Source organism: Streptomyces sp. NPDC090442 (assembly GCF_044769405.1).
GTDB lineage: Bacteria > Actinomycetota > Actinomycetes > Streptomycetales > Streptomycetaceae > Streptomyces.
The window spans coordinates 62,047-84,577 of the sequence record NZ_JBIVXW010000035.1 but is presented as its reverse complement, the minus strand read 5'-3'; the positions used below and the strand labels follow the sequence as shown (position 1 = coordinate 84,577).

The 22,531-nt window shown below is 71.4% G+C and carries 18 protein-coding genes, 2 tRNA genes, 1 pseudogene and 1 riboswitch; of the genes and pseudogenes, 11 read left to right on the top strand and 10 right to left on the bottom strand.

The genetic code is table 11. The features are described 5' to 3' along the window. Positions 1–1,311 (bottom strand): peptidoglycan DD-metalloendopeptidase family protein, encoded by a 1,311-nt coding sequence (locus tag ACIQU6_RS24495; protein ID WP_403483808.1) that lies wholly within the window; start codon positions 1,309–1,311, stop codon positions 1–3. A 254-nt stretch (positions 1,312–1,565) separates the two neighbouring features. Next, a riboswitch (cyclic di-AMP (ydaO/yuaA leader) is annotated at positions 1,566–1,722 on the bottom strand. 411 nt (positions 1,723–2,133) lie between these two features. On the opposite strand from ACIQU6_RS24495, the gene ACIQU6_RS24490 reads away from it, so the two are divergent. Continuing rightward, positions 2,134–3,240, top strand: a complete 1,107-nt coding sequence (locus tag ACIQU6_RS24490) for a DUF2332 domain-containing protein (protein WP_403483807.1) — start codon at positions 2,134–2,136, stop codon at positions 3,238–3,240. Between the two features lie 45 nt (positions 3,241–3,285). Here the strand turns inward: ACIQU6_RS24490 and ACIQU6_RS24485 are convergent, their stop codons facing one another. The 7 genes and pseudogenes from ACIQU6_RS24485 to ACIQU6_RS24455 all read right to left on the bottom strand — a co-directional run. Beyond that, positions 3,286–4,425 (bottom strand): PP2C family protein-serine/threonine phosphatase, encoded by a 1,140-nt coding sequence (locus ACIQU6_RS24485; RefSeq protein ID WP_403483806.1) that lies wholly within the window; start codon positions 4,423–4,425, stop codon positions 3,286–3,288. A 351-nt stretch (positions 4,426–4,776) separates the two neighbouring features. After that, entirely contained in the window at positions 4,777–5,196 is a 420-nt protein-coding gene (locus tag ACIQU6_RS24480; protein WP_403483805.1) for a LysR family transcriptional regulator substrate-binding protein, read from the bottom strand. Positions 5,197–5,226: 30 nt separating this feature from the next. Beyond that, the gene (locus tag ACIQU6_RS24475; protein ID WP_403483804.1) at positions 5,227–6,816 is read right to left on the bottom strand and encodes an MFS transporter; all 1,590 of its coding nucleotides are present in this window, start codon (positions 6,814–6,816) and stop codon (positions 5,227–5,229) included. Positions 6,817–7,685: 869 nt separating this feature from the next. After that, positions 7,686–7,758 (bottom strand) — tRNA-Lys (locus ACIQU6_RS24470). A gap of 271 nt (positions 7,759–8,029) precedes the next feature. Then, a complete protein-coding gene (locus ACIQU6_RS24465; RefSeq protein ID WP_403483803.1) occupies positions 8,030–10,270 on the bottom strand; it encodes a DEAD/DEAH box helicase in 2,241 nt (746 codons plus the stop codon). Between the two features lie 229 nt (positions 10,271–10,499). Next, on the bottom strand, positions 10,500–11,327 hold the full coding sequence (locus ACIQU6_RS24460) for a hypothetical protein (RefSeq protein WP_403483802.1): 828 nt from the start codon (positions 11,325–11,327) through the stop codon (positions 10,500–10,502). A 139-nt stretch (positions 11,328–11,466) separates the two neighbouring features. Then, a pseudogene (locus ACIQU6_RS24455) lies at positions 11,467–11,532 on the bottom strand (metallopeptidase family protein); the annotation flags it as partial. Positions 11,533–11,620: 88 nt separating this feature from the next. On the opposite strand from ACIQU6_RS24455, the gene ACIQU6_RS24450 reads away from it, so the two are divergent. The 5 genes from ACIQU6_RS24450 to ACIQU6_RS24430 all read left to right on the top strand — a co-directional run bounded on the left by ACIQU6_RS24450 (position 11,621) and on the right by ACIQU6_RS24430 (position 15,888). Further along, positions 11,621–13,294: a recombinase family protein gene (locus tag ACIQU6_RS24450; RefSeq protein WP_403483801.1), complete on the top strand. Its 1,674-nt coding sequence runs from the start codon at positions 11,621–11,623 to the stop codon at positions 13,292–13,294. A gap of 362 nt (positions 13,295–13,656) precedes the next feature. Continuing rightward, positions 13,657–13,908: a hypothetical protein gene (locus ACIQU6_RS24445; protein ID WP_403483800.1), complete on the top strand. Its 252-nt coding sequence runs from the start codon at positions 13,657–13,659 to the stop codon at positions 13,906–13,908. Then, positions 13,898–14,302 carry a hypothetical protein gene (locus ACIQU6_RS24440; RefSeq protein WP_403483799.1) on the top strand — a complete coding sequence of 135 codons (405 nt, stop codon included), beginning with the start codon at positions 13,898–13,900 and terminating at the stop codon, positions 14,300–14,302. Before ACIQU6_RS24445 ends, ACIQU6_RS24440 begins: the two co-directional genes overlap by 11 nt. Before the next feature lie 30 nt (positions 14,303–14,332). Next, complete coding sequence (locus ACIQU6_RS24435; RefSeq protein ID WP_403483798.1) at positions 14,333–15,175, top strand: phage major capsid protein; 843 nt, start codon at positions 14,333–14,335, stop codon at positions 15,173–15,175. Between the two features lie 641 nt (positions 15,176–15,816). Then, a tRNA-Glu gene (locus ACIQU6_RS24430) sits at positions 15,817–15,888 on the top strand. Between the two features lie 1,508 nt (positions 15,889–17,396). Here ACIQU6_RS24430 and ACIQU6_RS24425 read toward each other — a convergent pair. After that, entirely contained in the window at positions 17,397–18,503 is a 1,107-nt protein-coding gene (locus tag ACIQU6_RS24425; RefSeq protein WP_403483797.1) for a helix-turn-helix domain-containing protein, read from the bottom strand. 144 nt (positions 18,504–18,647) lie between these two features. Between ACIQU6_RS24425 and ACIQU6_RS24420 the strand changes: the two genes are divergently transcribed. The 4 genes from ACIQU6_RS24420 (at position 18,648) to ACIQU6_RS24405 (ending at position 20,377) form a co-directional block, all read left to right on the top strand. Next, positions 18,648–18,857, top strand: a complete 210-nt coding sequence (locus ACIQU6_RS24420) for a hypothetical protein (protein WP_403483796.1) — start codon at positions 18,648–18,650, stop codon at positions 18,855–18,857. A 378-nt stretch (positions 18,858–19,235) separates the two neighbouring features. Further along, entirely contained in the window at positions 19,236–19,640 is a 405-nt protein-coding gene (locus tag ACIQU6_RS24415; protein WP_403483795.1) for a glycine-rich domain-containing protein, read from the top strand. Positions 19,641–19,672: 32 nt separating this feature from the next. Beyond that, positions 19,673–19,933: a hypothetical protein gene (locus ACIQU6_RS24410; protein WP_403483794.1), complete on the top strand. Its 261-nt coding sequence runs from the start codon at positions 19,673–19,675 to the stop codon at positions 19,931–19,933. 93 nt (positions 19,934–20,026) lie between these two features. Beyond that, positions 20,027–20,377, top strand: coding sequence for a metallopeptidase family protein (locus tag ACIQU6_RS24405; protein WP_403483793.1), 351 nt, complete (start codon positions 20,027–20,029; stop codon positions 20,375–20,377). Between the two features lie 9 nt (positions 20,378–20,386). Here the strand turns inward: ACIQU6_RS24405 and ACIQU6_RS24400 are convergent, their stop codons facing one another. Then, positions 20,387–20,710 carry a metallopeptidase family protein gene (locus tag ACIQU6_RS24400; protein WP_403483792.1) on the bottom strand — a complete coding sequence of 108 codons (324 nt, stop codon included), beginning with the start codon at positions 20,708–20,710 and terminating at the stop codon, positions 20,387–20,389. A gap of 106 nt (positions 20,711–20,816) precedes the next feature. Between ACIQU6_RS24400 and ACIQU6_RS24395 the strand changes: the two genes are divergently transcribed. Further along, positions 20,817–22,448 (top strand): metallophosphoesterase, encoded by a 1,632-nt coding sequence (locus ACIQU6_RS24395; RefSeq protein WP_403483791.1) that lies wholly within the window; start codon positions 20,817–20,819, stop codon positions 22,446–22,448. Positions 22,449–22,531: the final 83 nt, after the last annotated feature.

Here is a 22,531-nt window from a genome sequence, read left to right as displayed (position 1 = left end):
TCAGACGGTGACCCCGTGGTCGCGCAGCCACGACACCGGGTCGACCGGGGCGCCGCCGTGCGGGCGGACCTCCAGGTGGAGGTGCGGGGTGGTGGCGTTGCCGGTGGCGCCGACGCGGCCGATCACCTCTCCCGTATGGACCCTGCCCGACGTCTTGACCATGGACGACAGGTGGCAGAACCAGAGCTCCGTGCCGTCGTCGAGCGTGACGACGATCCGGTAGCCGTACGCTCCGGCCCAGCCCGCCTGGGTGATGGTCCCGTCGTGAACCGCCTTGACCAGCGTGCCCGTTGGGGCCGCGAAGTCCTGCCCGGTGTGGTCCGCGGCCCAGCGGTCGCCGGCCTGCCCGAAGCCGGTGGCCAGGGTGTGCGAGGAAACCGGGGCGACGAAGTCCGGGGCGGGGCGGGCGGGTTGGTCGGCTTCCGGGGTGGCGGGCTTGGCGTCCGGGGCGGCCGGGGCCGCCGGTTCCTGAGAGGTCCGAGTGGCCTGGTGGGCCTCCGCGGTCTCGGCGGCTTGGGGAGCCTCCGTGGCCTGGGTGGTCTTCGCGTCCGCCTCCGGCGCCTGTGCGGCGGCCGGTGCCTCCTCCGACTCCGTCCCCGCCGTCTCCTCAGTCCCGGGCGTCTCCTCCGCCCCGGGCTTCTGCGGCGCCTCTGACGTCTGCGGCGCGCCCTCCGGGGGCGCGGCCGTTCCCGCGGCCTCCGGCCCCTCGGGGCCGCCCTGTTGGGCACCGGCTCGGGCGTCGGCCTGGGCGTCTGCCGGGCGGACGCCGCCCTGCTGGAGGATGCGGTTGCGCAGCGCCTCGGCCGCGCCCGCGCCCTGGGCGGCTTCCGCCGGGGCGCCGCCGGCCCGCGCGCCGTGAGCGGCGGAAGCGAAGGCGTCCGTGGCGGTGGTCGCGGCGGCGGCCACCGGGGCCTTCGGGGCGTCCACGGCGGCGTCCTCGGCCGTCCCACCGGGATCGGGCATCGAGATCGGCGCCGGCGGCCGGCCCTCGGCCGCGGCCACCCCGCTCGCTCCGACCGCCGCGATCACGCCGACGCCCAGGGCCGTACCGCCGCGCGCCAGACCGACGCTGCGCTGCCTGGCCACCCGGTGCTTGCCGCGCATCGAACGGAGGTCCTCGTCGTCGGCGCCGGCTCCGTCGAGATCCGCCTCATCGACGCCCCTCTCGTCACCCGTGCCCCACGCGCCCCCGGTACCGCCCCCTTGGAGACCGTGCACCGACTCACCACCGGCCAACCCGCCCTGGCCGACGTCCTCATGGGCCGGCCACTCGGGGGTCGGCCCCTGGTGGGGCATTCCCTGCTGGGGCATCGCCTCGTAGGCGGAAGAAGCAACGGAAGCAGCGGAAACGGTGGTAGCAGGGGAAGCGGGCGAAGCGGCGGCATCAACGAAATCGCCACCCCCACCCGGAACATCCACACCAACACCACCGGAGGCAACGTGCCCGGCGGGGCCGCCGAGGCCGAGGCCGAAGCCGATCGTGCCGCTGAAGTCGGCGGGGCCACCGAGGCCATAGCCGGATGGAGCGTGAGGGGCGGGCCTGTTGGACGCCACGGGGGCGCTCTCCTTTCCTTCCTTCTCGCCTACCGGGTTAGCTGACGGGTTCGGAGCAGGAAGGTCTCCTACGAACGCCTCCTGGCGGGAAGCGCCCGATTCACCCCAAGAGGGTGGTTCCCCGGTTCCCTCCGCTCAATTCCCAGCAATTCCAGGCGGATCCGACGGGCATCCACCAAACCGGTCGATCCGGGCGGCGCGACGCGGGTCGGGGACACGGTCGAGCAGGGCGGCGGCCGGCTCGTGCGGGACGGGTCGGGGTCGTTCTGGGCGTGCGGAAAAAGCGCGTACGGGATTCGGCGTCGGCGCACGGTGCCGCCACTTGCGACGGCTGGGACGACCGCGCTCCGTTATCGGACAGTAATAGAGACGACGACGGAAATCCAAGCGTTCCCATGAATCCACAAGGGTTCCGCCCGGCCTTCACAGCGACCCCGGCGGGAACGTTTCCCCTCAAGCCATCCCGAACCAGGGTGAGTTGGCGCCATCGCGCCAAACGATCTCGCGACGATTGTGCGCGACTTGTTATGCAGAGGGACGCCTCGCGGTCACGGAGGGTGAGGGCGATAACGTCGCCCCATGGTCGTCAACGTTGCGAACACCGGAAACGTCGTCAACACCCCGCGGGAAGTGGCGGAACGGTACCGGGAGTTCTCCTGGCAGCAGGCGCGCGGGCGGTCCGAGGCGCACGAGGAGCTGACCGCCCGGATCGGCCAGGACGACGAGTTCTGCGAACTGCTGGCGGGTTCGCTGCCGGCCGGCGCCAAGCAGCAGCCGAACCTCCTGCTCGCCGCGGTGCGCTATCTGGACGGCCCGCACGCGGAGTTGGGGCCGCGCGGCGCGGCGGCGTACGGGCGCTGGCGCGAGTGGACGATCCGGCACTGGGACGAGGTCCGCCAGGTGATCATGCGGCGCGCCACCCAGACCAACGAACCGGCCCGCTGTGCCGCACTGTTGCCGCTGCTGGCCCGTCTGCCGCAGCCCCTGGCCCTCCTGGAGGTCGGGACGTCGGCCGGACTGTGCCTGCACCCGGACCGGTACCGCTACCGCTACGTCCACGAGGGGCGCGACTCCGCGTACGGCGCCCCGGATTCCCCGGTCACGTTCACCTGCCGCACCAGCGGGCCGGCCCCGTTCGACGACGGCGACGCGGCAACGCCGCCCGGCGGGCTCCTCCCCGACATCGTCTGGCGCGGCGGCATCGACCTGAACCCGCTGGACCCGGCCGGGAACGCGGACGACCTCCGCTGGCTGCGGGCGCTTCTCTGGCCCGGCGACGAGGCCCGCAGCGCGCGCCTCACGGCCGCCGTCGAGGCGGTGCGGCCCGCGCCGCGCCCCGTGCTGGTCCGCGGCGACCTGGTCGACGAGTTGCCGGCACTGGCCGCCCGGGCGCCGGCAGGGGCGACGCTGGTGGTCTTCCACAGCTCGGTGCTGAACTACCTTCCGCCCGCCCGGCGCGAGGAGTTCGCGCACCGCGTGCGGACGCTGCTCGCCGAACGGGAGGGCGGCGGGCACTGGATCTCCCAGGAGCACCACAGCGTGCTGCCGTGGATCACCGCGCCGGAACACCGTTCCCTGCGGCCCGAGGACGGCATGCTGCTGACCCTCGCGGTGGACGAGCGCCCGGTCGCGCTCACGGACCCGCACGGCCAGAGCGTGCACTGGCTCCGATCCGCGCACCCGTAGGGGACGCCGGACCCTCCCAACGGCCTTACGGGGACGGCCCGCGCCCTACGTCCCCAAGGGGCGCTGGACCGCCAGCAGCGCCATGTCGTCCGCGGGCGCCTCGCCCGTGTACCGGGCGACGTCCTCGATCACCACGTCCAACAGGTCGTCGGGGCCCTCGAAGTGGCTGCCGCGCAACCGGGCGCAGGGGTCGTAGAACGCGCCGGCCCGGTTGCGGGCCTCGGTCACCCCGTCGGTGAACAGGAGCAGCATCCCCCCGGCCGGGAAGAAGACCACGTCCGAGCGGTCCGGAAAACCCGCCACGTCGGTCAGGCCCAGCGGCAACGCGGCGGCGGCCGGGGGCAGTTCCCGTAGGCCGCCGTCCGGGGTGAGCAGCAGAGGGGACGGGTGGCCTCGGTTGAGGACGCGCAGGACGGACTGGTCCCCGGCGGGGACCTCCGCCAGTACGGCCGTGGTGAAGCCCTCGTACTCGTCGAGGCCCGCGCGGCGCCCGCCCTCCCGTTTGAGCGCCCGCTCCAGCCGGTGCGCCACCGCCTCCAGGGTGGACTCCTGATCCGCCGCCTCCCGGAAGGCGCCGACGACGACCACCGCGGCCTCCACCGCCTCCAGCCCCTTGCCCCGCACATCGCCGACGATCATCCGCACGCCGTGCGGGGTGTCCTGGATGGCGTGGAGGTCGCCGCCGATGCGGGCGCCGGCCCGGGCGCCGACGTAACGGGCGGAGACCGCGAGCCCGGCCAACCGATCGGGCGGGGCCGGCAGTACGGCCCGTTGGGCGGCCTCCGAGACGTCCCGCACGGAGGCCAGCCGGGCGTCGCTGATCCGCACCACCCGGTTGATGCCGAGCGCCAGCAGGGCGACGACCACCACCGTGATCGCCTCGGTCACCGACTCGTAGTAGTCCTCGACGCCGTGGTACGTGGCGACCAGGAGCTCGCTGACGATGGCGGCCAACGCCGTGACGCCGGTCGCCCGTAGGGAGAAGAGGGGAGCCGCGACCAACGGGGCGGCGGCGAGGAACGGGGCCGCGGTGTACTGGGGCGGCGTGACGAGGTCGAAGAGCACCCCGATGACGATCAGGGCGGTGGGCAGCCAACGGGCCAATCGGCGGCCGAGCGGGGACATCTGGTCGCCGCGAGCGCGCCGTTCCCCGCCGCCCGTGCGGTTCCTGCCGCGTCGACGCATCCGCACCGGCCTCTTCCCACTCCGCCCGCCCGGTGGCGCGCTCGTTCCGCCCCCACCCGTCGTGCCGCCCTGGTCCGTTGCGCCGCCCTCGGCCCCCGCACCGTCCCCGGCCGTCCCGCCTGCGCCGCCCACGTCGCCTGCCGTGCGCCGCGCCCTCCTCCCCCCGCTGGCCTGCTGCCTGCTGCCTGCTGCCTGCTGCCTGCTGCCCTCAAGGCTTGCTGCCGCTCCGCCGGGTGGCGAGTCCTCCTGAGCCGAACGGGGTAGGCACAGGCTGGGGCCACCCCGCCCCCTAAGGGCCCACCCCCTCACCCCCTTACGGCAACCACCCGCCACCCCGCCCCCGCTCCCCCACTACGCCTCCGGGCTTTCCCCTCCGGGCTCCGGCACGATCCCGGTCCCGGCGCCGCCGCCCTCGCACTGGTTGACCGTGGCCCGCGCATGGGCGAGGAAGCGCCGGGTCAGCGGATGCCCGTCGTGCCGCGGGAAGACGATGTGCAGCGGCATCAGGGGCGCGTCGGGGATCGCCACGAAGGAGATGAACGGGTGCACCCGTTGGCGGCCGATGGACTCCGGTACGACGCCGACGCCCCGGTTACCGGCCACCGCCTCCAGCCACTCGTCGAAGTTCCCGCACCGGACGGCGATTTCCGGCCGCTCCTCCGGCGGCCAGTCCGACGCGTCCGTCGTCCCACCGGCCTCGTTCAGCACCAGCGGCATACGGGCCAACTCCCGCCAGCCGACCTCGTCCCGGGCCACCGCTCCCCCACTCACCTCGCCCCCCTGCCTCCCACCTCCTCCAACTCACCCTCCACGCCCGCCTCTTCCACCCCACCCGACGTCCCACCATGCCCCCGCATCCCGACCCAGATCACCAGGAACGCGACGGCGGCCACCCCGCACAGCAGCCACATCGCCGCCTGGTTCCCCCGGACGAACAACTCCTCGGAGAGCGCCTCGGCGCCGCGCCCGTCCAGCCCGGTGTGCGCGCGCAACAGCCCCTTCCCCACTCCCGGGTCGGCCACCGCCCGCGACACCCACTCCCCGCCCGGCAGCCGGCGCGCGGCCAGCGCCCCGTCCAACGCGTCCCGCGCCGACCAGCGGTAGACCGCCATCCCGACCGCCAGCCCGATCGCCCCGCCCAGGTTGTGGAAGGTCCACGACGAACCCACCGCGGTCCCCGCCAGCCGCTCCGGCACGGCGGACAGCGCGGCGACGGGTGGCCGGGCCGAGGACGAGGGCCCAGCCGATCCCCATCAGCGCGAACGCCGCCATCACGAGGACGACCCCGCTCTCCGTGCTGAACTGCGCCTGGAGCGCCGCCGACAGGGCGAACGCCACGAACCCGCCGCACAGCAGCAGCCGCGGCGGGAAGCGGTCCACCAGCCGTCCCACGACGGGCGACAGTACCGCCATCACCGCCGTGCACGGCAGCAACATCAGTCCACTCGCGGTGCCCCCGTCGTGCCGTACGGAGACCAGGTACAGCGGCATCAGGAAGAACGCCAGGCAATAGAAGAACGCCAGGGAGAAATCGGCGGTGAGCGCGCCCAGGAAGGTGCGGTTCCCGAACAGTTGGAAATCGACGAGGGGCGCCGCCACTTTGCGTTCCACCACGCAGAAGGCGAGCACACCGACGATTCCCACTGCGAGCAGCCCGAGAACGCGGACCGATGTCCAGCCCCAGGCATCGCCCAATGTCAGGCCGAGAACCACCGCGGGCAGCGCGATGCTGATCAGCACCAACCCGGGCCGGTCCGGCTTTCCTGTCCCGGCGACGCGCTGCCCTGACACGCGTATCGAGAAGCAGCACACGGCCAACCCGACGGCCGTCAGCGGCACGTTTATCCAGAAAACCCAGCGCCAGCTCAACTGCCCGACGATGAACCCGCCCAGCATCGGCCCGATCGCCAACCCGAGCCCGTTGACGCCGTAGAGCGCCCCGATGGCCCGACCGCGCCGCTCCGGCGGGAAGGTGTCGGAGACCAGCGCGCCCGTACTGGTGTAGAGCACGGCGCAGGCGGCCCCTTGGACGAAGCGGCAGACGATCAGCATCCGGACGTCCGCCGCGCACCCGGCCGCCAGGGAGGCGAGGCCGAACACCGCGGTCCCGGTGTAGAGCACCCGACGTCGGCCGTGGCTGTCGGCCAGCCGCCCCATCGTCACCATGAACATCGATAACGCAACGATGAATACGTTGACGATCAGCTGGAGTTCGGTGACCGTGGCCCCCATATCCCGCTGGATGGCGGGAGCCGCGGTATTGACGATGGTGAGGTCGATACAGCCGAGGAAACTGATGAGGCTCAGCCCGGCGAATGCCCACCACCGACGCCCGGCACTCCCCCTCCTCTCGACGGACCGTACGGATTCACCAACGGACGCCCCGGACACCTCGGATTCCCCGGACGCGCCGCTCCCGCCTTCTCCCCGATCCGCCGCCTTCACGCACTCAGTCACGATTCCCGCCTCCGGGCCGGCGAACGGCGCCCTGCCGCTCCGCCGGCATTCCCCGACGACGCTAAATACGGCACCCCGCCCCGACAAATAGCCTTTCCGTCCGGCCTATACGCACCGCGAATGAATCGACGGACGTCCGCCCTGCCCGCCCCGGCCCCGCCCGGCGCGAGCCGTAGTGGGTCAACGTCGGCGCCGCCGTCCCCAAGAGGCAGCTCCACAAGGCGAGGCGGTGCGCGTGGATCCTCCAACGGGCGGGGCGGACACGCTCTGCCTCCTCGGTCACGGTCAACATGGCCGAAACCGAGCCGATCGCGCCCGAGCGCCCGGCGGCGACCGGCCGGACGAGCCGGTCCGGCATCGCCCGGCACCGCTCGTGCCGAGCTACCGCCCCCGTCGCTCCGCGATGTGACGACGCGACGGGCGTGGGGCAGGCGGGGCACGATGCCACCCGCGTGGCTACCCGGTCGCCGGCGACGCCCCACGACGGCCTCGGCACCGTCTGGCGAGCCCGCCCGCGGTGCGCGCCCGCCCGGTCCTCAACGCCCCGGCACCGCCCACCGCTTGGGCGCTCGACCGGCGCTCGGACCGCCTCGGGGCCCGGCACCCCGCGGCATCCGAGCCGGAGACCGACGCGATCGGCGCCTCCACGCCGCTCCTGAGAGCCGCCGCAGACCCGCCCCACCCGACGGCCCGGGCCCTGGCTCCCCGCCCCGCAGCCGGGGCCATGCGAAACGCCCCGACCGGAATCTTCCGATCGGGGCGCCGAACCGCAGGTCATGGTCCCTGTCCTGCGATGGATTCGGTGGGCCATCAGGGGCTCGAACCCTGAACCAATGGATTAAAAGTCCACTGCTCTGCCAATTGAGCTAATGGCCCGCACCGAGCAGCATAGCCCGAGGTCCTGCCACAGCCCGAAGGCATGGCGGATCCGGCCAATCCCCAGCGTGCCACGACGGCGCTCCGCCGGCCGCGCCCACCCCGGATACGGGCCTCCACCACGCCCGTACGCGGCGCTCCGGGGCCGCCGCGCGCCGGGTGCGGCCCGCGCCCCTCGGTCCGCCAACACACAGGGCCCGTACGGCACTTGCGTGCGTACGGGCCCTGCGCGAGCCGTGTGGGCTACCGGCCTGTATCGGCCACGGTCGGATCAGCCGTTGCGCTTCCAGCGCGGCTTGTCCTCGCGCCGGCCGAAGCCGGAGGTGCTACCGGAGCCGCGGTGGTCGTCGCGCCGGCCGTAGGGGCGGTCGCCGCCGGAACGGAAACCGGAGGACGGCCGGCCGCCGGAGCGGTCGTCACGGTTGAACGGACGGTCGCCGCCACCGGAGCGGAAGGGACGCCCACCGCGGTCGTCGCGGTTGAACGGACGGTTCGGGCGGTCGCCATGGTCGCCACGGTGGAAGCCGCCGCGGTCGTCACGACGGTCGAACGAGCGGCCGCCGCCGAAGCCACCACGGTCGTCACGACGGTCACGGTCACGGTCACGGCCGAAGCCACCACGGTCATCGCGACGGTCACGGTCACGGTCACGGCCGAAGCCGCCCCGGTCATCACGACGCTCACGGTCACGATCCCGGTCACGGCCGAAGCCACCACGGTCATCACGACGGTCACGGCCGAAGCCACCGCGGTCGTCACGACGGTCACGGTCACGGCCGCCGAAGCCGCCGCGCTCGTCCCGACGGTCGTCCCGGCGCTCGAAGGAACGGCCACCACCGGAGCGGTCGTCCCGACGGTCCCGGTCGCGGCGCTCGAAGTTGCCGCGCTCGTCACGGCGGTGCGGCCGCTCGTCCCGACGGTCGTCACGGCGCTCGTCACGACGGCGCTCGCCGGAGCCGGACTGGGTCGGCAGCGCGGCCTCGGCCACCGCCTCAGCGGCCGCCTGGGCGTTGGCCGCCAGCGCCTCCGCCGGGTCCTCGCCGCGCTCGCGGGCGGCGCGCGCGGTCAGCCGGTCGGCCTCCTCGCGCAGCTCGGTGGCGCGGGCCTGGAGCCGCTCCAACTCGCGGGTCATGGAGCCGACCTCGCGCTCGGCCTGCTTGGCGACGTTGTTCGCCGACTCGGCCTGGACCTCGGTGAGCGAACGGGCGCCGGTGATCTTGGCCAGATCCTCGTCGAACGCGCCGGCGCCGCCGACGATGTGCCGCGAGGCGTCCACGCCCGCGTCCTCCATCAGCCGGAAGATCTGGCGGCGCTGGTGCGGCAGGGACAGCGAGACCACGGTGCCTTCCTGGCCGGCGCGGGCGGTGCGGCCGGCGCGGTGCAGGTAGTCCTTGTGGTCGCCGGCCGGGTCGACGTTCAGGACCAGGTCGATGCCGTCGACGTGGATGCCGCGGGCGGCGACGTCGGTGGCGACCAGCGCGTTGACGTAGCCGTCCTTGAAGTCGGCGAGGACGCGGGTGCGCGCGCCCTGGGTCATCCCGCCGTGCAGCGCGTCCGCCGTCACGCCCGCCTCGATGAGCTGCTCGGCGACCCGCTCGGCGCCCAGCTGGGTGCGGACGAAGATGATGGTGCGGCCCTTGCGGGCGGCGATGGCGGCGGTGACCGGCGCCTTGTCCTTCGGCTTCACGACGAGGACGTGGTGGGTCATGGTCGTGACATTGCCCTGGGCGCTGTCGACCTCGTGACTGACCGGGTTGGTCAGGTAACGCTTGACCAGCGTCGAGATCTCGTTCTCCATCGTGGCCGAGAACAGCATCCGCTGGCCGCCCTCGGGCACCTGGTCCAGCAGCTCGGTGACCTCGGGCAGGAAGCCCAGGTCGGACATCTGGTCGGCCTCGTCGAGGACGGCGACCTGGACGTCCTGCAGGGAGCACGCGCCGCGGTTGATGATGTCGCGCAGTCGGCCCGGGGTGGCGACGAGGATGTCGACGCCGCGCTCCAGCGCGTAGATCTGGTTGCCCATGGACGTACCGCCGCAGACGACCTTCATCTTCAGGCCGAGCACGTCGCCGTACGGCTGGAGGGCGTCCGCGACCTGCATCGCGAGCTCACGGGTCGGGGTGAGGATGACCGCGCGCGGCTTCTTCTTCTCGGTGCGGCCGTCGGCCAGGCGGGCCAGGGTCGGTAGACCGAAGGAGAGCGTCTTGCCGGAGCCGGTGCGGCCGCGGCCGAGGATGTCCTTGCCGGCCAGCGCGTCCGGGATGGTCGCGGCCTGGATCGGGAACGGGGTGGTGACGCCGTTCTGGGCCAGCTTGCGGACGACGCCCTCGGGCAGGCCGAGGTCCGCGAAGGTCACGGTCCCGGCGTCGTCGCCCTCGGCGGGCTCGACGGCCTCGGTGCCGGCGTCCTGCGCGGCGGTCTCCTCGACGGCCTCGGGGGCCGGCTGGACGGTCTGGTCTTCGGGGGCCTCGCCGTTTGCGGGCAGGGCGGACTGGTCAGTGGAAACGGACATGCGAAATGCGAAACCTTCCGGAGTCTCGGCACGCGCCCACAACTCCGTGTGATTTCACAAAGACCGCCTCAATGCGGTCAGCCACGGCAAGGGAGAGAACGCGCCACACGGCGCGCTGTTTTCAGGGCGCCGGGCAAATGGGATCAAACGATCTACCACCATACGCACCCTTCCCCCTGCAATGCAAATGGCCTCCTCGCGGCCCTCCGCGGACCGCGCCCCGGCACGGTCAGACGTCCCACTCCACCTGGGGCGTCATCGGCGAGGACAGCGCGGAGGACCCGGCCCCCGGCGAGGAGGGGTGCGCGACGGACGACGACGGCGCGTCGGGCGGCGGCTTCGCGTCGGACGGTGGCGGGCCGGACCCCTGCGCGCCCCCGCCCGACGGCCCGCCCGAGGGGCCGCTCGGCGGCGCGCTCGGCGAGCCCGGGGTCGGCGCACCGGGCGGGGACGACGGCCGGCCGGGAGCGGAGGGCGAGGGCTGCGCGGGGCGCGAGGGGTGTCCCGGGCCGGCGGTTCCGCCGCGGCCCGGCGCCGCACCGGGCTCCGGCCCGGAGGGCTTGGCCGGCTGCGCGGGCTTCCCCGGCCCCGCCGGCGGCGAGGACGGCCCCGCGCTCGGCGACGGCCCGGCGTCCTCCACCCGGCCGGCGTCCCCGGCGCCCCCGCGGGCCGGCCGCCGCGGGCCGCCGTGGCCCGTCCGCCGCGGCCCGTCGCCGCGGCCGTCGGCGGTCAGCCCACCGGGGGCGGAGTGCTTGCCCTTGCCGTCGCCGGGCCGGGCGGCGCTGCCCGACGGCGCCGGGTGACCGGGATCGCTGACGCTCATGCAGCCGGCCAGCGAGGCGGCCAGCGCGGAGACGGTCAGTGCCGCGGCGGCGACCCGCTTCATCGAGCGCGCGCCCGTTCCGGAGGCGGACGTCGCGTCACCGGGTAGCGCGCCAACGGGCGTTGCGGACGCGGACGTTCCGCGGACGGGAGCGGCCGCCCGGGCGCCGGGCGCGCCGGAGGCGGCGCCCCCGACCGTCGACGGATCGGTGGCGGACGGCGGGCGAGGGGGCATCGGGTGCACGGGCGGGGACCTCCGGATCCGGAGCGCAGGGACGGCGTCGGACGCCCTGCCCAACTCCCGCCCCCCGCCTGAGGACACGCCACGACCGTCACAGCCGCCCCGGCGCTCCACCGCGCCCCGCCCGGGCCGGTCAGCCGTACCCGAGCGCGTGCAGCCGCGCGTCGTCGATCCCGAAGTGATGGGCGATCTCGTGCACTCACGGATACCCACCGAACACGGGCCCGAAGGCCGGGCTTAGTCTGCTTTGGGTATCCATGGGAGAGAAAGTGTCACCGCGAGAAGTTATGGACGCGATGCTCCGCGTCATCCTCTATTGCCGGATCTCGGACCTGACGGACACGTCCACGTCCATCCCCCGGCAGGAGAAGGCGGGCCGGGCGAAGACCGAGGACCTGGACGGCGAGGTCGTGAAGGTCTTCACCGACGAGGACAAGAGCGGCTACCACGCCTACGTCGAACGACCCGACTGGGACGCCGCCCTGGACATGCTCCGGGACCGCCTGGCGGACGTCCTGATCGTCTTCAAGGTGGACCGCGCCACCCGCCAGGGCATTCCGCAGGCGTCGGAGATCATCCGCGTCGTCTACGAGACCGGCTGCCGGTTCATCTCGATCGCCGACGGCATCGACTCCAACAACGAGGGCTGGGAGATCCAGCTCACCCTGGCGGCGCACCAGGCCCACAAGGAGTCCAAGAACACCTCCATCCGCGTAACCGACCTGCGGGCGGACGAGCGGGACGAGGGACGGTGGATGGGCTCACGCCCGTACGGCTTCCTGGCCACGCCGGAACGCAAACTGGTCCACAACGAGGCGGAGACGGAGATCATCCGGGAGATCGTGAAGAAGCTCCTGGACCCCGCAGCACCGGCGTCACTGCGTTCCATCGCCCGATGGCTGAACGAGCAGGGGTACGACTGTCCACGCTGGGCACACCGCAAGATCCGCATTGCCCGGTTGGAGGCCAAGGGCGAGCCGCTGAAGGCGCAGAAGCTGCGCGAGAAGCCGCTCAAGTCCCCCAACTCCTGGTCCTGGCCCGTCGTCCGCCAACTCGTCACCTCGGTCGTGATGGCCGGATACCTGCCGCACAAGGGCGAGATATATCGGCACTCCCTGACCGGCGAGATGGTCCGGGTCGGCCCGGAGATCATCTCCCTGGCCGACTCCACCCGGCTCCGTGCCATGTTCGGCAAGAAGGTCCCCGTGCACTGGACCCGCTCCGCCATCCCCAGTTCCCGTTCCAAGGCGACGGGGCGGGCCGTCACCGGCCTCCTGACCGACTTCCTCCACTGCGGCGAGTGCGGCGCCCGAGAGTCCTACGACGCCTACTGGATCCGCAACGGGAAGCCGTGGCCCCGATACCGGTGCCTCCGGCGCCAGTTCGCCGGACGATGCCCTGGAACGCTCATGAAGGGCACGTACGCGGACGAGATCGTCACCCATGCCGTGGTCTCCCGCTTGTCCCTCCTGGACGACGACCACCCGGCTTTGCTCTCCATAGCGGAGCGCTGGGCCGACGTGCAGCACCCGGAACGGGTCACCCGCCGGCGCGAACTGGAAGCCCGCATCCAGGAGGAAGAACAGTTCCTCGACCGGCTGGAGGACGAGAAGCTGAACGGCCTGTTCAAGGGAACCCGAGGTGAGGCCCGGTTCCGCAGCCGTTACGACGCCAGCAACGACCGACTGGAACAGTACGAGCGGGAGTTGGCGGAGATCCCGAGTGGCCAGGCGTTGGACATCACGTTCCTGCGAGACACGGTGCTGTTGGAAGAAGCCTGGGAGGACTGGCCACTTTCCGAACGCCGGGAAATTCTCGGCCTCGTGCTGGAGCGGGCCTGGCTGTTCAAGGCTCGGACCTCTGGTGTCCGCCCCTCGATGGACCGCTTCCGGTTCTGGTGGGTTGGCGACCCTGAGCCGACGGACATCGGTGTGCCCATGACGCTGACGGAAGAGTCGTAGGCAAAGAAGTAAGCGCGCAACCAGGCCCGTTCTCCCTTCTGGAAGGACGGGCCTTTGCGACGACATTTCGCGCCGCTTCACCACTCAGCGCGTTCTCCCGCTACCGCCGGCGCTCTGCGCACGAACACACACGAAAGCGCCGAGGGGCAAGGAAGCTGCCCCTCCTCAGACCGCTCAACTAAGCACTGTTTGTCACGGCCCCCATCTAATGGAGGTAGAGGGGAACTCCGCGCTACGTAGGGGTTCTCCACCCGGCGGCGCCCGGGCGCGCTCCGCGCGAACCAACCGGCCATCAAACCTCGCGCTCCGGCACTCCGGGACACGGGGTTTTCACATGCCTAGAACTCCCCTTGGAGGAACCTGTGATTCTTGACCGCATCAATCTGACGCGCCGCCTTATCGCCGCCTTTGGCGACGCCCTGTACCTGGCGCACGAGGCCGGAGCATCCGGCCAGGTGTCCGAGTTCCGCGCGCTGCGCATCGCGGCGTCTCGGGACCTTGGCGAAATGGTCCGCAATGCCCACGGCAACGGCGGCATCACGGAGGTTCAGGCCAAGTCCGCCATGCGCCCGATCTACTCCACGGCGAACGAGGTGCACCACGATGGCGCCTGAGCAGACCGAGGCGGCCACAGACGCCACCCTGACGCCCCCGGAGACGGAGGTAGCCCCGGAGGCGCCGGAGCCTGCCACGGACCCGGCAGGCGGCAACGCAGAGCCTGACGTGGAAGCCCTCCAGATGCGCCTCCGTGAGTTGGAGGCGGAGAAAGCCGAACGGGAGCGAACTGACGCCCTGGCGGCCGTCGTACGCCGCTTCCACTACATCTCGGAGGAGATCGTCCAGGCCCTCCCCGAAGACCTCTCAGCGGACCGCGTGGAGGCCGTGGCGGCTGCCATTAACCAAGCCATGCACGCAGCCATGAACCCGCCGGCCATCGGGCGCGGTGGGCTCACCCCGTCCGAGGAGCGCCGGGCCACCTGGGACGGCTTGTTCCGCTCCACCCTCTGACCGCTCTAACTCCCCAACAAAGGAGCCTTTTTGCCTCTCTTCACCAGCACTGCCGGCATCTCCGGCATCACCCCGGACGACTACGGCCCGCTCATCATTGAACCTGTGGAGCGCCAGAGCATCGCGCTTCAGGTAGCCGGCACGCTCAAGACGAGCAGCACGAAGGTGCACATCCCCGTCGTTCACACCGACGCGGGCGCCTCCTTCGTGACCGAGGGAGAGGAAATCGCTCCCACGGACGCCAGTCTCGGAGAGTTGGAAGTCATGCCCGCCAAGTGCGCGGGCCTGTCCATCGTCTCCTCCGAACTGGCCGAGGACAGCGACCCGGACGCCCAGAAGCTCGTAGGCGACGGCCTTGCCCGGTCGATCGCCCGCGTCCTGGACCAGTCGTTTTTCAGCAGCCTGCCCTTTCCTGCCCCGAAGGGGCTGGAGAGCGTGGACGGCGTGGGCACCGTGGACGCTGGTACCAAGTTCACCAACCTGGACGCGTTCCAGGAAGCCATCAACCGCGCGGAAGACGTGGGCGCCGCCATCACCGCGTTCGCCGCGAACCCGGCGGACGCCCTGACGCTCGCCAAGCTCAAGCAGGCCAAGGACAGCAACGTCCCACTGCTGGGCTCCGACCCGACCACGCCAACTCGGCGAACCATCCTCGGAGTCCCCCTGTACGTCTCCAACGCCGTGACCGCCGGCACCATATGGGGCATCCCCCGCGACCGGGTCATGGTCGTCATGCGCCGGAACGTGACCCTGGACGTCTCCAAGCACGCCAGATTCACCAGCGACCAGGTCGCCATCAAGGCCACACTCCGGGCAGCTCACGCGTTCCCGCACCCGGCGGCGATCCAGCGAATCGCCCTCAGCAAGACGTGACCCCGCCCAAGCCCTGGCGGCAGACGTGATCACGCCTAACGCGCAGACCTGAGAGCCAGATCACTTTGAGGGAGCCGAGCCCGCCAAGGGTTCGGCTCCCTCTCGCGTTGAGCTATCCAGGCCGAACGGAGAGTGACCAAAGGGTCGACTCTGGGGCAGAAAAGCTACCCTAGCGTCCTTCTTTTTTATATCCGTACGTAAGAAAGTAGGTCCGTAGGGCAGCTTTTCTGCCCCAAGGCCAGAGCGCGGAGCCGACACCTCCCGGCGACCAGTCACGACTCCCATCCAATTCAGATGAAGGGCGGGCCCCGCCAGGGGCGCGGCTCCCTCGCTCTGTGTGGCCAGTTAACACACAGAGCGTTGCGGCTGGAGGGGTTTAAGGGTCAAAAAGCTGCCCTTGGTTCCTTCTTTCTTATGACTCACATGAAAAAAGAAGGGGACTAGGGCAGCTTTTTGACCCCCGGGTGTGTGAGAGGCCAACCCGTTGGCGGTGTGGGTGTCACGGGCCCCTGTTCATGTAAATGAAGGTGGGCCCCGCCGTGGGCTCCAGCGTCCGACGTGGAGGTGTGAGCGTCGCGCCCGCCTGGCTCCTCCCGCGCGCCCCGGTGTTGTCCGGGATGCCGCGCGGGAGTTGAGCCCCAGGCCCCGTAGCTCAATGGGAGAGCGTCTGACCCTCTGTCGGGCGGTTGCCGGTTCGATTCCGGCCGGGGTCACGTGAGGCTTGACCGCTCAACGGCGGGCCAGCCATGTCAGCAGGACTCCAACGGCCGTTGCCACCAAGGTGATCAGCCGCGCGGGGACGCGCTGAATGGTTAAGTGCAGGCCACCCCAGCGGAGTTCGAAGTGGGGGCGTCGCGACTCAGCCCCTGTGCTCTTGTTCATGGGGCCTAGCTCACAGGATCCAAGACGGGCGCAACACCCCCTTCGGCGCGCTAATCCGTATACCGGGTATACGGCGGCCTTCTTGACTGCAGCCCCACCCCTGGAAGTGATCCCGCATGCTCCGCAGCCTTTGCACTCCTTGCAGTTTCTCCGGGTGCCCGCGCTACCCCGGGCCGGCGGGCATTGCGAGTCCCCTTGCTGCGCAGCTAACTGACGGCTCGAAGAAGGAGTTGCCTTGGCCTGGCACGGCAGCAACCGGCGCTCCCGCCTCCCGGCGGACTGGGCGGTTCGTCGCCTGTCGGTGTTGAAGCGGGATGGCTTCCAGTGCGTGGCGGTCCTGCGGGATACGGGGGCGCGGTGTTCGGCGCCGGCCACGGACGTAGACCACGTCGCCCCGGGCGACGATCACGGCCCGGCGAACCTTCAGGCGTTGTGCGGTTGGCATCACGCGCGGAAGTCCAGCGCGGAGGGCGCGGCGGCTCGGCGACGGCGGGTGCCGAGGCGGAGGCCGGCGGAGCGGCATCCGGGGGAGCTGTGATGGTAGTCAATTGTTCACCTGCGTCGCACCACCCAAGACAGCGATGTTGTCACCGCAGAGCAGATTAGGCGCCGCGACAGCCGCCGCGTCTTCCCCGTTCAGGCCACTTGCTTGGCAATGACGGGTCACGTGCCTCGTTCTCACTGGCAAGTCGGCCCCGCCGCAGTGATTGAGCGGAGCAGCGACCGGCACCCCGGTGAGCAGACCCCCTACGGTTCCGCTTGCGTGCTTCGTTTCGCCTGTACTTTGCGTTGCGGTGCCGGTGTTGGCGCAGGTGTTGTCCATGGACGGCGACGCGATGACGATGATCCCGCCGGCTGACGCTGGAGCGGCAGTTGCTAGCCCCGCTCCGATCGCCGCAGCGGTGACGCCAAGGGCTGTGAGTGTCCTACGAGGGGTCATGCCCCATCAACGATGTGCCGGTGAGGCTATGCCGCGTGTTCGCCCGGGCGGCCCAACGGGCCGGCGCCCAGGGGACGGCTGACGGTACGGCACTCGGCGGGCGCGACCTGGCGTCTCACAGGCCCCTGTTCATGGAGATGTGGGCGGGCGCAGGCCGAACACCCCCTGGCCGAACACCCCCTGGCCGGGACCCCTTGTGGGTCTCGACCCTCACCGAAGCGTGATAGCGGCTCTGATTCCCCCGGGGTTTCAAGGTCCGTCAAAACGACCTCATAGACATCCAGTAAGCCCCTGACCTGCATAAACATGCCGAATGAGACTCTTGAAGAAACGGCCTTAAGGGCCCCTAACGCGAGTTTCAGCCCGGGACCCGCAGCAACTGCAAGGGGGCTGGACCCCCTAGGCCGCCTCTACCTCCGCCATGAGAAGCCTCAACGTCAGCGAGTGCTTTTCGGGCGGCAAGGCATCCAAAGCGCCCCTCGCGTACGCAGCCCCTCCGGCCTTGTCTCCTGACTGGGCGAGCATCAATCCCCGGTGCATCTCAAGATGCGTCGCGAACCGGGGCAACGTGGCGGGCAGTTCACGCCGGGCCGCATCCTGCGCCGCTACCGCTGCGCCCTCGTCTCCGAGCCGTGCGGCCAACAGTGAGACGAAGACGTTCATGCGCCACCAGGGCACGGCGTAGTCCGAGGTCTGTTCGTACGACGCGGCTTTGTCGAAGACGCGTCGTCCCTGGTCCATCAGCTTCCGGGCTGCCGCGTCGTCGCCCCGGATCGCCGCCGCGTGGGCCTTGCCCATGATGGCGTTGAGAAGCCCCAGCGACGGCTTGTCGCTGATGGCCATTGCCTGGTCGGCAAGCACGTCGGCCACACCGAGGGAGGCTCCCTCGTATCCGAGTGCGATGGCCGCGCGGCCCCGGACCCACACCCGTGCCTGATCGTCCCCGGACTGGTCGGCGGCCTTGGCGGCCATGCGGTACCAGCTCACGGCCTTGGAGCCGTCAGCGCCGGGAAACGTTTTGGCGTACAGGGTCATGAGGCGTGAGGCCACGGACCAGAGATGCGGGTTGTCCAATTGCTGCTGGACGACGACCAGTTCGCCGGAGACCCGCCGTTGAATGTCGGCGGCGCCGAGGCTCATGTACTCGGTTCCGTACGTGGCCAGTTTGCCTTCCCAGTCGTCTCCAGAAGGCCCGCCGGCGAGTCGGGCGCTGAACCCTGCGGTCAGGAGATCAGAGGCCACGAGAGGCGCTATGGCGGTCGCCGCCGCATCGGACAGGAACTTGCGTCGCTTCACTTCACCCTCCAGCACGGCTAGGGGCACGTCGAGGACGGCCGAGAGGCACCGGAGGTAGAACGACCCCGGCGTCACCCTGGAACGCTCCCAGCGGCTGACGTACTCCCGGTCCAGATTCGTGCCGAAGGCATCGTTGATCGCCGACGCGAGCCGCCCTTGCGACCAGCCGCGCGCTTTCCGGAGGTCCGTGATCAGTTCCCCGATGGCCATGAACCCATAGTGCCCCCACACATGCCACTAGATCGATCAACAAACCCCACTGGAAGCCCACTTGCCCCTAGCAATGCCCCTACGGCGCGCCGCTGGGCGACGGGATGCTCCCTGCACCGACACGCGAGGGGACGGCGAGAAGCCATGAGCAACCCGATTCGGTACAGCCAACAGCCCGTAGAACTCCCGTTGGAGGCATGGCTGTTGGACGGCACCCCGGCGCCCGGCTGCAAGGTGTGCACTGCTCTGGACTTCCAGCGCAACCAGGCCCGGAAGCGGAACGATTGGGCCTCCGCCTGCGCTGCGGCTCGGGAGATCAGGAACCACCGCCGGGGGCACGGCGAGCCGTCGTGAACGCCGCCGGCCACTCCCGTCGACCCGAATACGCCGGCCCGCCGCTCCCTGCGGCAGACGGCCGGAAGTCCCCCGACCGGCAAGCCGTCGAGCACGGGCAGACGTGCCCGGTCCGAGCTGACGGGCTCGGCTTGAGGCCCCGGTCCGCCCCTTCACCGGGGTGCCGTCCTGGGCGGTGAGGGCACCTGCTTCGACCCCAGGGCAGTCGAAGCACCCAGACGCCTGCCCCGGCTGCCGGAAACCCTGGCAGGTCAGCAGCCGGGACGGGCTATCGGTGAACCACAACAAGGAGGCACGCACATGCAAGACGTACGCGCGTTACTCACCCCTGCCGCGTCCGGGGGTGTCGTCGCGACGGTTCGCGACAACAACCCGGGCATGGACGAGACTACGGCGGTCCGGATCAGCACGGAAGCGCTCAAGTTCGTCCACACGGCAGCCACGTTCCCCACCGTGAGGATCACGCCGTCGAACGTGGTGGACGAGGGCTGGCACGCCCTGATCCTGCACACCGGGCCCTACGCCAAGCTGTGCGAGGGCCTGGGGCGTTTCGTGCACCACTACCCGGAGCGGCCCGACGCCCAACGCCACGACCCGCAGGCGCTCACGCGCACGGTGGCGCTGATCGAGGAAGCCGGGCACCAGGTGGACCACGAGCTGTGGACCGGCCCGACCGAAGCCCTGGTGGCCGTGGCGGCGAACTGTTCCCACACGCCGCAGCCGGGAGGGTGCGGGCCGATCAACCCCGGCAACTGCGCCACGCACGGCGGTGATGGTGACTAGGCTCCCTGGACGCACGGCGGAAGGGTGAGGCCATGAACGCGGAAGAGGCCCGGCTGGTGGACGCCACGCTCCGGCGGCTCGGCATCACGGGAGTCGTCGCTCCGGAAGACCCGGAGAACGCGGCCGGCGACTGGCGCGTGTACGACAGCGCCGACCCGACTCGCCGTAAGGACACCACCGCTGACGCCCTGGCTGCCGTTGTGGCGAAGTTCAGGGAGGCCAATCCCGAGCCTCCGGGAAAGCCCCGGTCCGGCCCCATGCGGGGCTTCATCATCCCGCCCAACGAGGACTGACCGCGAAATCCGGCCCCGCCCGCCTGGCCTGCGGCCTGCGGGCGGGGCTGCACACGGACGACAGAAGCCAGACCGTTGCCAGACAATGGCCACGTGCTGGAGATGACGCGCGAGGAGTTCGAGGGTCTGGTCAGCGACGCGCTGGACCGGATTCCGCCGGAGTTGACCCGGCTCATGGACAACGTGGCCGTGTTCGTGGAGGACGAACCGGACCCGTCGGCCCCGGAACTCCTGGGCCTGTACGTGGGCACTCCGCTCACGGAGCGTGGCGAGTGGTACGCGGCGGTTCTGCCCGACCGAGTGTCGATCTACATGGGCCCCACGCTGCGGATGTGCGATACGCCGGAGGACGTGGTGCACGAGGTCACCGTGACCGTGATCCACGAGGTGGCCCACCACTTCGGGATCGAGGACGCGCGGCTCCATGAGCTGGGCTGGGGCTGATCCGCGCCGCTAACCCACACGAGTGGTGTGCGTCGGTATATCGTGCACGACCGTCACCTCCGTCTCCGCGACCACGTCTTCCCTCGTGTCGCACATCCGCAGGGTCGGTCCGCGGAAGACGGTGATCCGGTCCGGCAGGACGCCCGCGTACCACTCGCCGCGGTCGGTGAGCGGGGTCCCCTCGTAGAGGCCGAGCAACTCGGGGTCGTCGGCCGGGGGCTCGTCCTCGACGAAGACCGCCACGTTGTCCATGAGCCGGGTCAGCTCCGGCGGGATCCGGTCCAGCGCCTCGGCGACCAGTTCCTCGAACTCCTCGCGCGTCATTTCCAGCACGCCTCCATTGTCCGGCAACGGCCGCGCGCCGGTGGTCCGCGCCCGGACACCAACCGGAGGCGCTCCGTCCCGCATGACGGACGGCGCAGCCGGGCATACCGGACCAATGGCCCGCGCCGCGCGCTCCCGGACCCCGCATCCCGACCCGCCAGGCCGCCCCCGCCTCCGTCTGCCGGGCCCCCGCCGCGCCGGCCGCCCGTTCCCGCGGCCCGGCACGGCGCGGAGACCGCCCGCCGTCCGCCGTCGCACCCGCCCCGGCGCCACGCTCGCGCCGCCCGCGCGCCCGTACGCCCGGGCCGCCGGCCTGGTGGTCGTCAGCCTGCTCGGCGCCTGGCTGGGGCTGCTGCTCCTCGGAGGCGTCGACGCCCCGGTCGGCCCGATGGACACCAGCATGGCGCTGCGGCCGTCGCTGACCGGCGGCACCCGGATCACCGTCCCGCCCCTGGGCGACCTGGAGTTGGACAGCCACCGGGCCCCCGTCCGGCTCGACGTCGACGTCGACCGGCTGGACCCGGCGCGCTCCGCCGCGCTGATCGACCACCCCGAGCGGTTCGCCGGCCTCCAGAGGCAGGTCACCCACGACGTGCTGCGCGGCGCCGCCGGCCTGGTGGCCGCCTCCTGCGCCGCGGTGGTCGGCGGCGCGACCGCGCTGGGCCTGGTCGTCTACCGCCGCCCGCGCCGCGCCCTGGCCGCCGGCGGCCTCGCCCTCGCCCTGCTCGCCGCCTCCGGCGCCGCCGCCTACGCCACCTGGAACCCGAAGTCCGTCCTGGAGCCGCGGTTCTCCGGACTGCTCTCCTCCGCCCCGTCCGTGGTCGGCACCGCCCGCAACATCGTCAGCGAATTCGACGTCTACCAGAAGGAGTTGGCGCGCCTGGTCACCAACGTCAGCAAGCTGTACGACACCGCCTCCACGCTCCCCGCCTACCAGCCGGACCCCACCACCCTGCGCGTCCTGCACGTCTCCGACATCCACCTCAACCCGGCGAGCTGGCACATCATCGCCTCGCTGGTGCAGCAGTACCGGATCAACGTCATCGTCGACACCGGCGACACCATGGACCACGGCTCGGCCGCCGAGAACCACTTCCTGGACCCGGTCGCCACGCTCGGCGCCCCGTACGTCTGGGTCCGCGGCAACCACGACTCCCGCACCACCCAGCGCTACCTCGCCACCCGCCGGCACGTCACGGTCCTCGACGACGGCCAGGTCACCCAGGTCGCCGGGGTGCGCATCGCGGGCGTCGGCGACCCGCAGTTCACCCCGGACCGCTCGGTGGCGGCGGCCGGCGACGCGGCCGAGCGGACCGCCGGCGGCAAGCTCGCCGACGCGTTGCGCACCCAGCGGCTGGCCGGCACCCCGGTCGACCTCGCACTGGCCCACAACCCGACCGCGGTGACCGAGGCCGACGGCCTGGTCCCCCTGGCGCTGGCCGGCCACCTCCACCACCGCGAGATCAGCACGCTCCCCCAGGGCACCCTGCTGATGGTCGAGGGCTCCACGGGCGGCGGCGGTCTGCGCGCCGTCCAGAACACACAGCCCGCGCCCGTCCAGGCGTCGGTGCTCTACCTGGACCGCACCACCAAGCGGCTCCAGGCGTGGGACGAGATCACCCTGGGCGGACTGGGGCTCACCCGTGCCGAGGTCAGCCGCCACCTGCCCCGCGAGAACCAGCCCGCGGCACCCGGCACCACCCCCTCCGCCCACCCGTCCGCAACGCCTTCCGACGGGCCCGGGTAAACCGTTTTGGCGAACGGTCCTCCCATCCCATATGCTTCTCACGTCCCCGACGGAGCCGGTAACGGCGCCAAGGCGGGCCATCA

Coding starts and splice junctions, on each gene's coding strand:
- ACIQU6_RS24495 (WP_403483808.1), bottom strand. CDS start 1,311: ATGCCCCAGCAGGGAATGCCCCACCAGGGGCCGACCCCCGAGTGGCCG.
- ACIQU6_RS24425 (WP_403483797.1), bottom strand. CDS start 18,503: ATGGCCATCGGGGAACTGATCACGGACCTCCGGAAAGCGCGCGGCTGG.
- ACIQU6_RS24410 (WP_403483794.1), top strand. CDS start 19,673: ATGAACGCGGAAGAGGCCCGGCTGGTGGACGCCACGCTCCGGCGGCTC.
- ACIQU6_RS24440 (WP_403483799.1), top strand. CDS start 13,898: ATGGCGCCTGAGCAGACCGAGGCGGCCACAGACGCCACCCTGACGCCC.
- ACIQU6_RS24395 (WP_403483791.1), top strand. CDS start 20,817: ATGGCCCGCGCCGCGCGCTCCCGGACCCCGCATCCCGACCCGCCAGGC.
- ACIQU6_RS24485 (WP_403483806.1), bottom strand. CDS start 4,425: ATGCGTCGACGCGGCAGGAACCGCACGGGCGGCGGGGAACGGCGCGCT.
- ACIQU6_RS24415 (WP_403483795.1), top strand. CDS start 19,236: ATGGACGAGACTACGGCGGTCCGGATCAGCACGGAAGCGCTCAAGTTC.
- ACIQU6_RS24490 (WP_403483807.1), top strand. CDS start 2,134: ATGGTCGTCAACGTTGCGAACACCGGAAACGTCGTCAACACCCCGCGG.
- ACIQU6_RS24420 (WP_403483796.1), top strand. CDS start 18,648: ATGAGCAACCCGATTCGGTACAGCCAACAGCCCGTAGAACTCCCGTTG.
- ACIQU6_RS24460 (WP_403483802.1), bottom strand. CDS start 11,327: ATGCCCCCTCGCCCGCCGTCCGCCACCGATCCGTCGACGGTCGGGGGC.
- ACIQU6_RS24465 (WP_403483803.1), bottom strand. CDS start 10,270: ATGTCCGTTTCCACTGACCAGTCCGCCCTGCCCGCAAACGGCGAGGCC.
- ACIQU6_RS24450 (WP_403483801.1), top strand. CDS start 11,621: ATGGACGCGATGCTCCGCGTCATCCTCTATTGCCGGATCTCGGACCTG.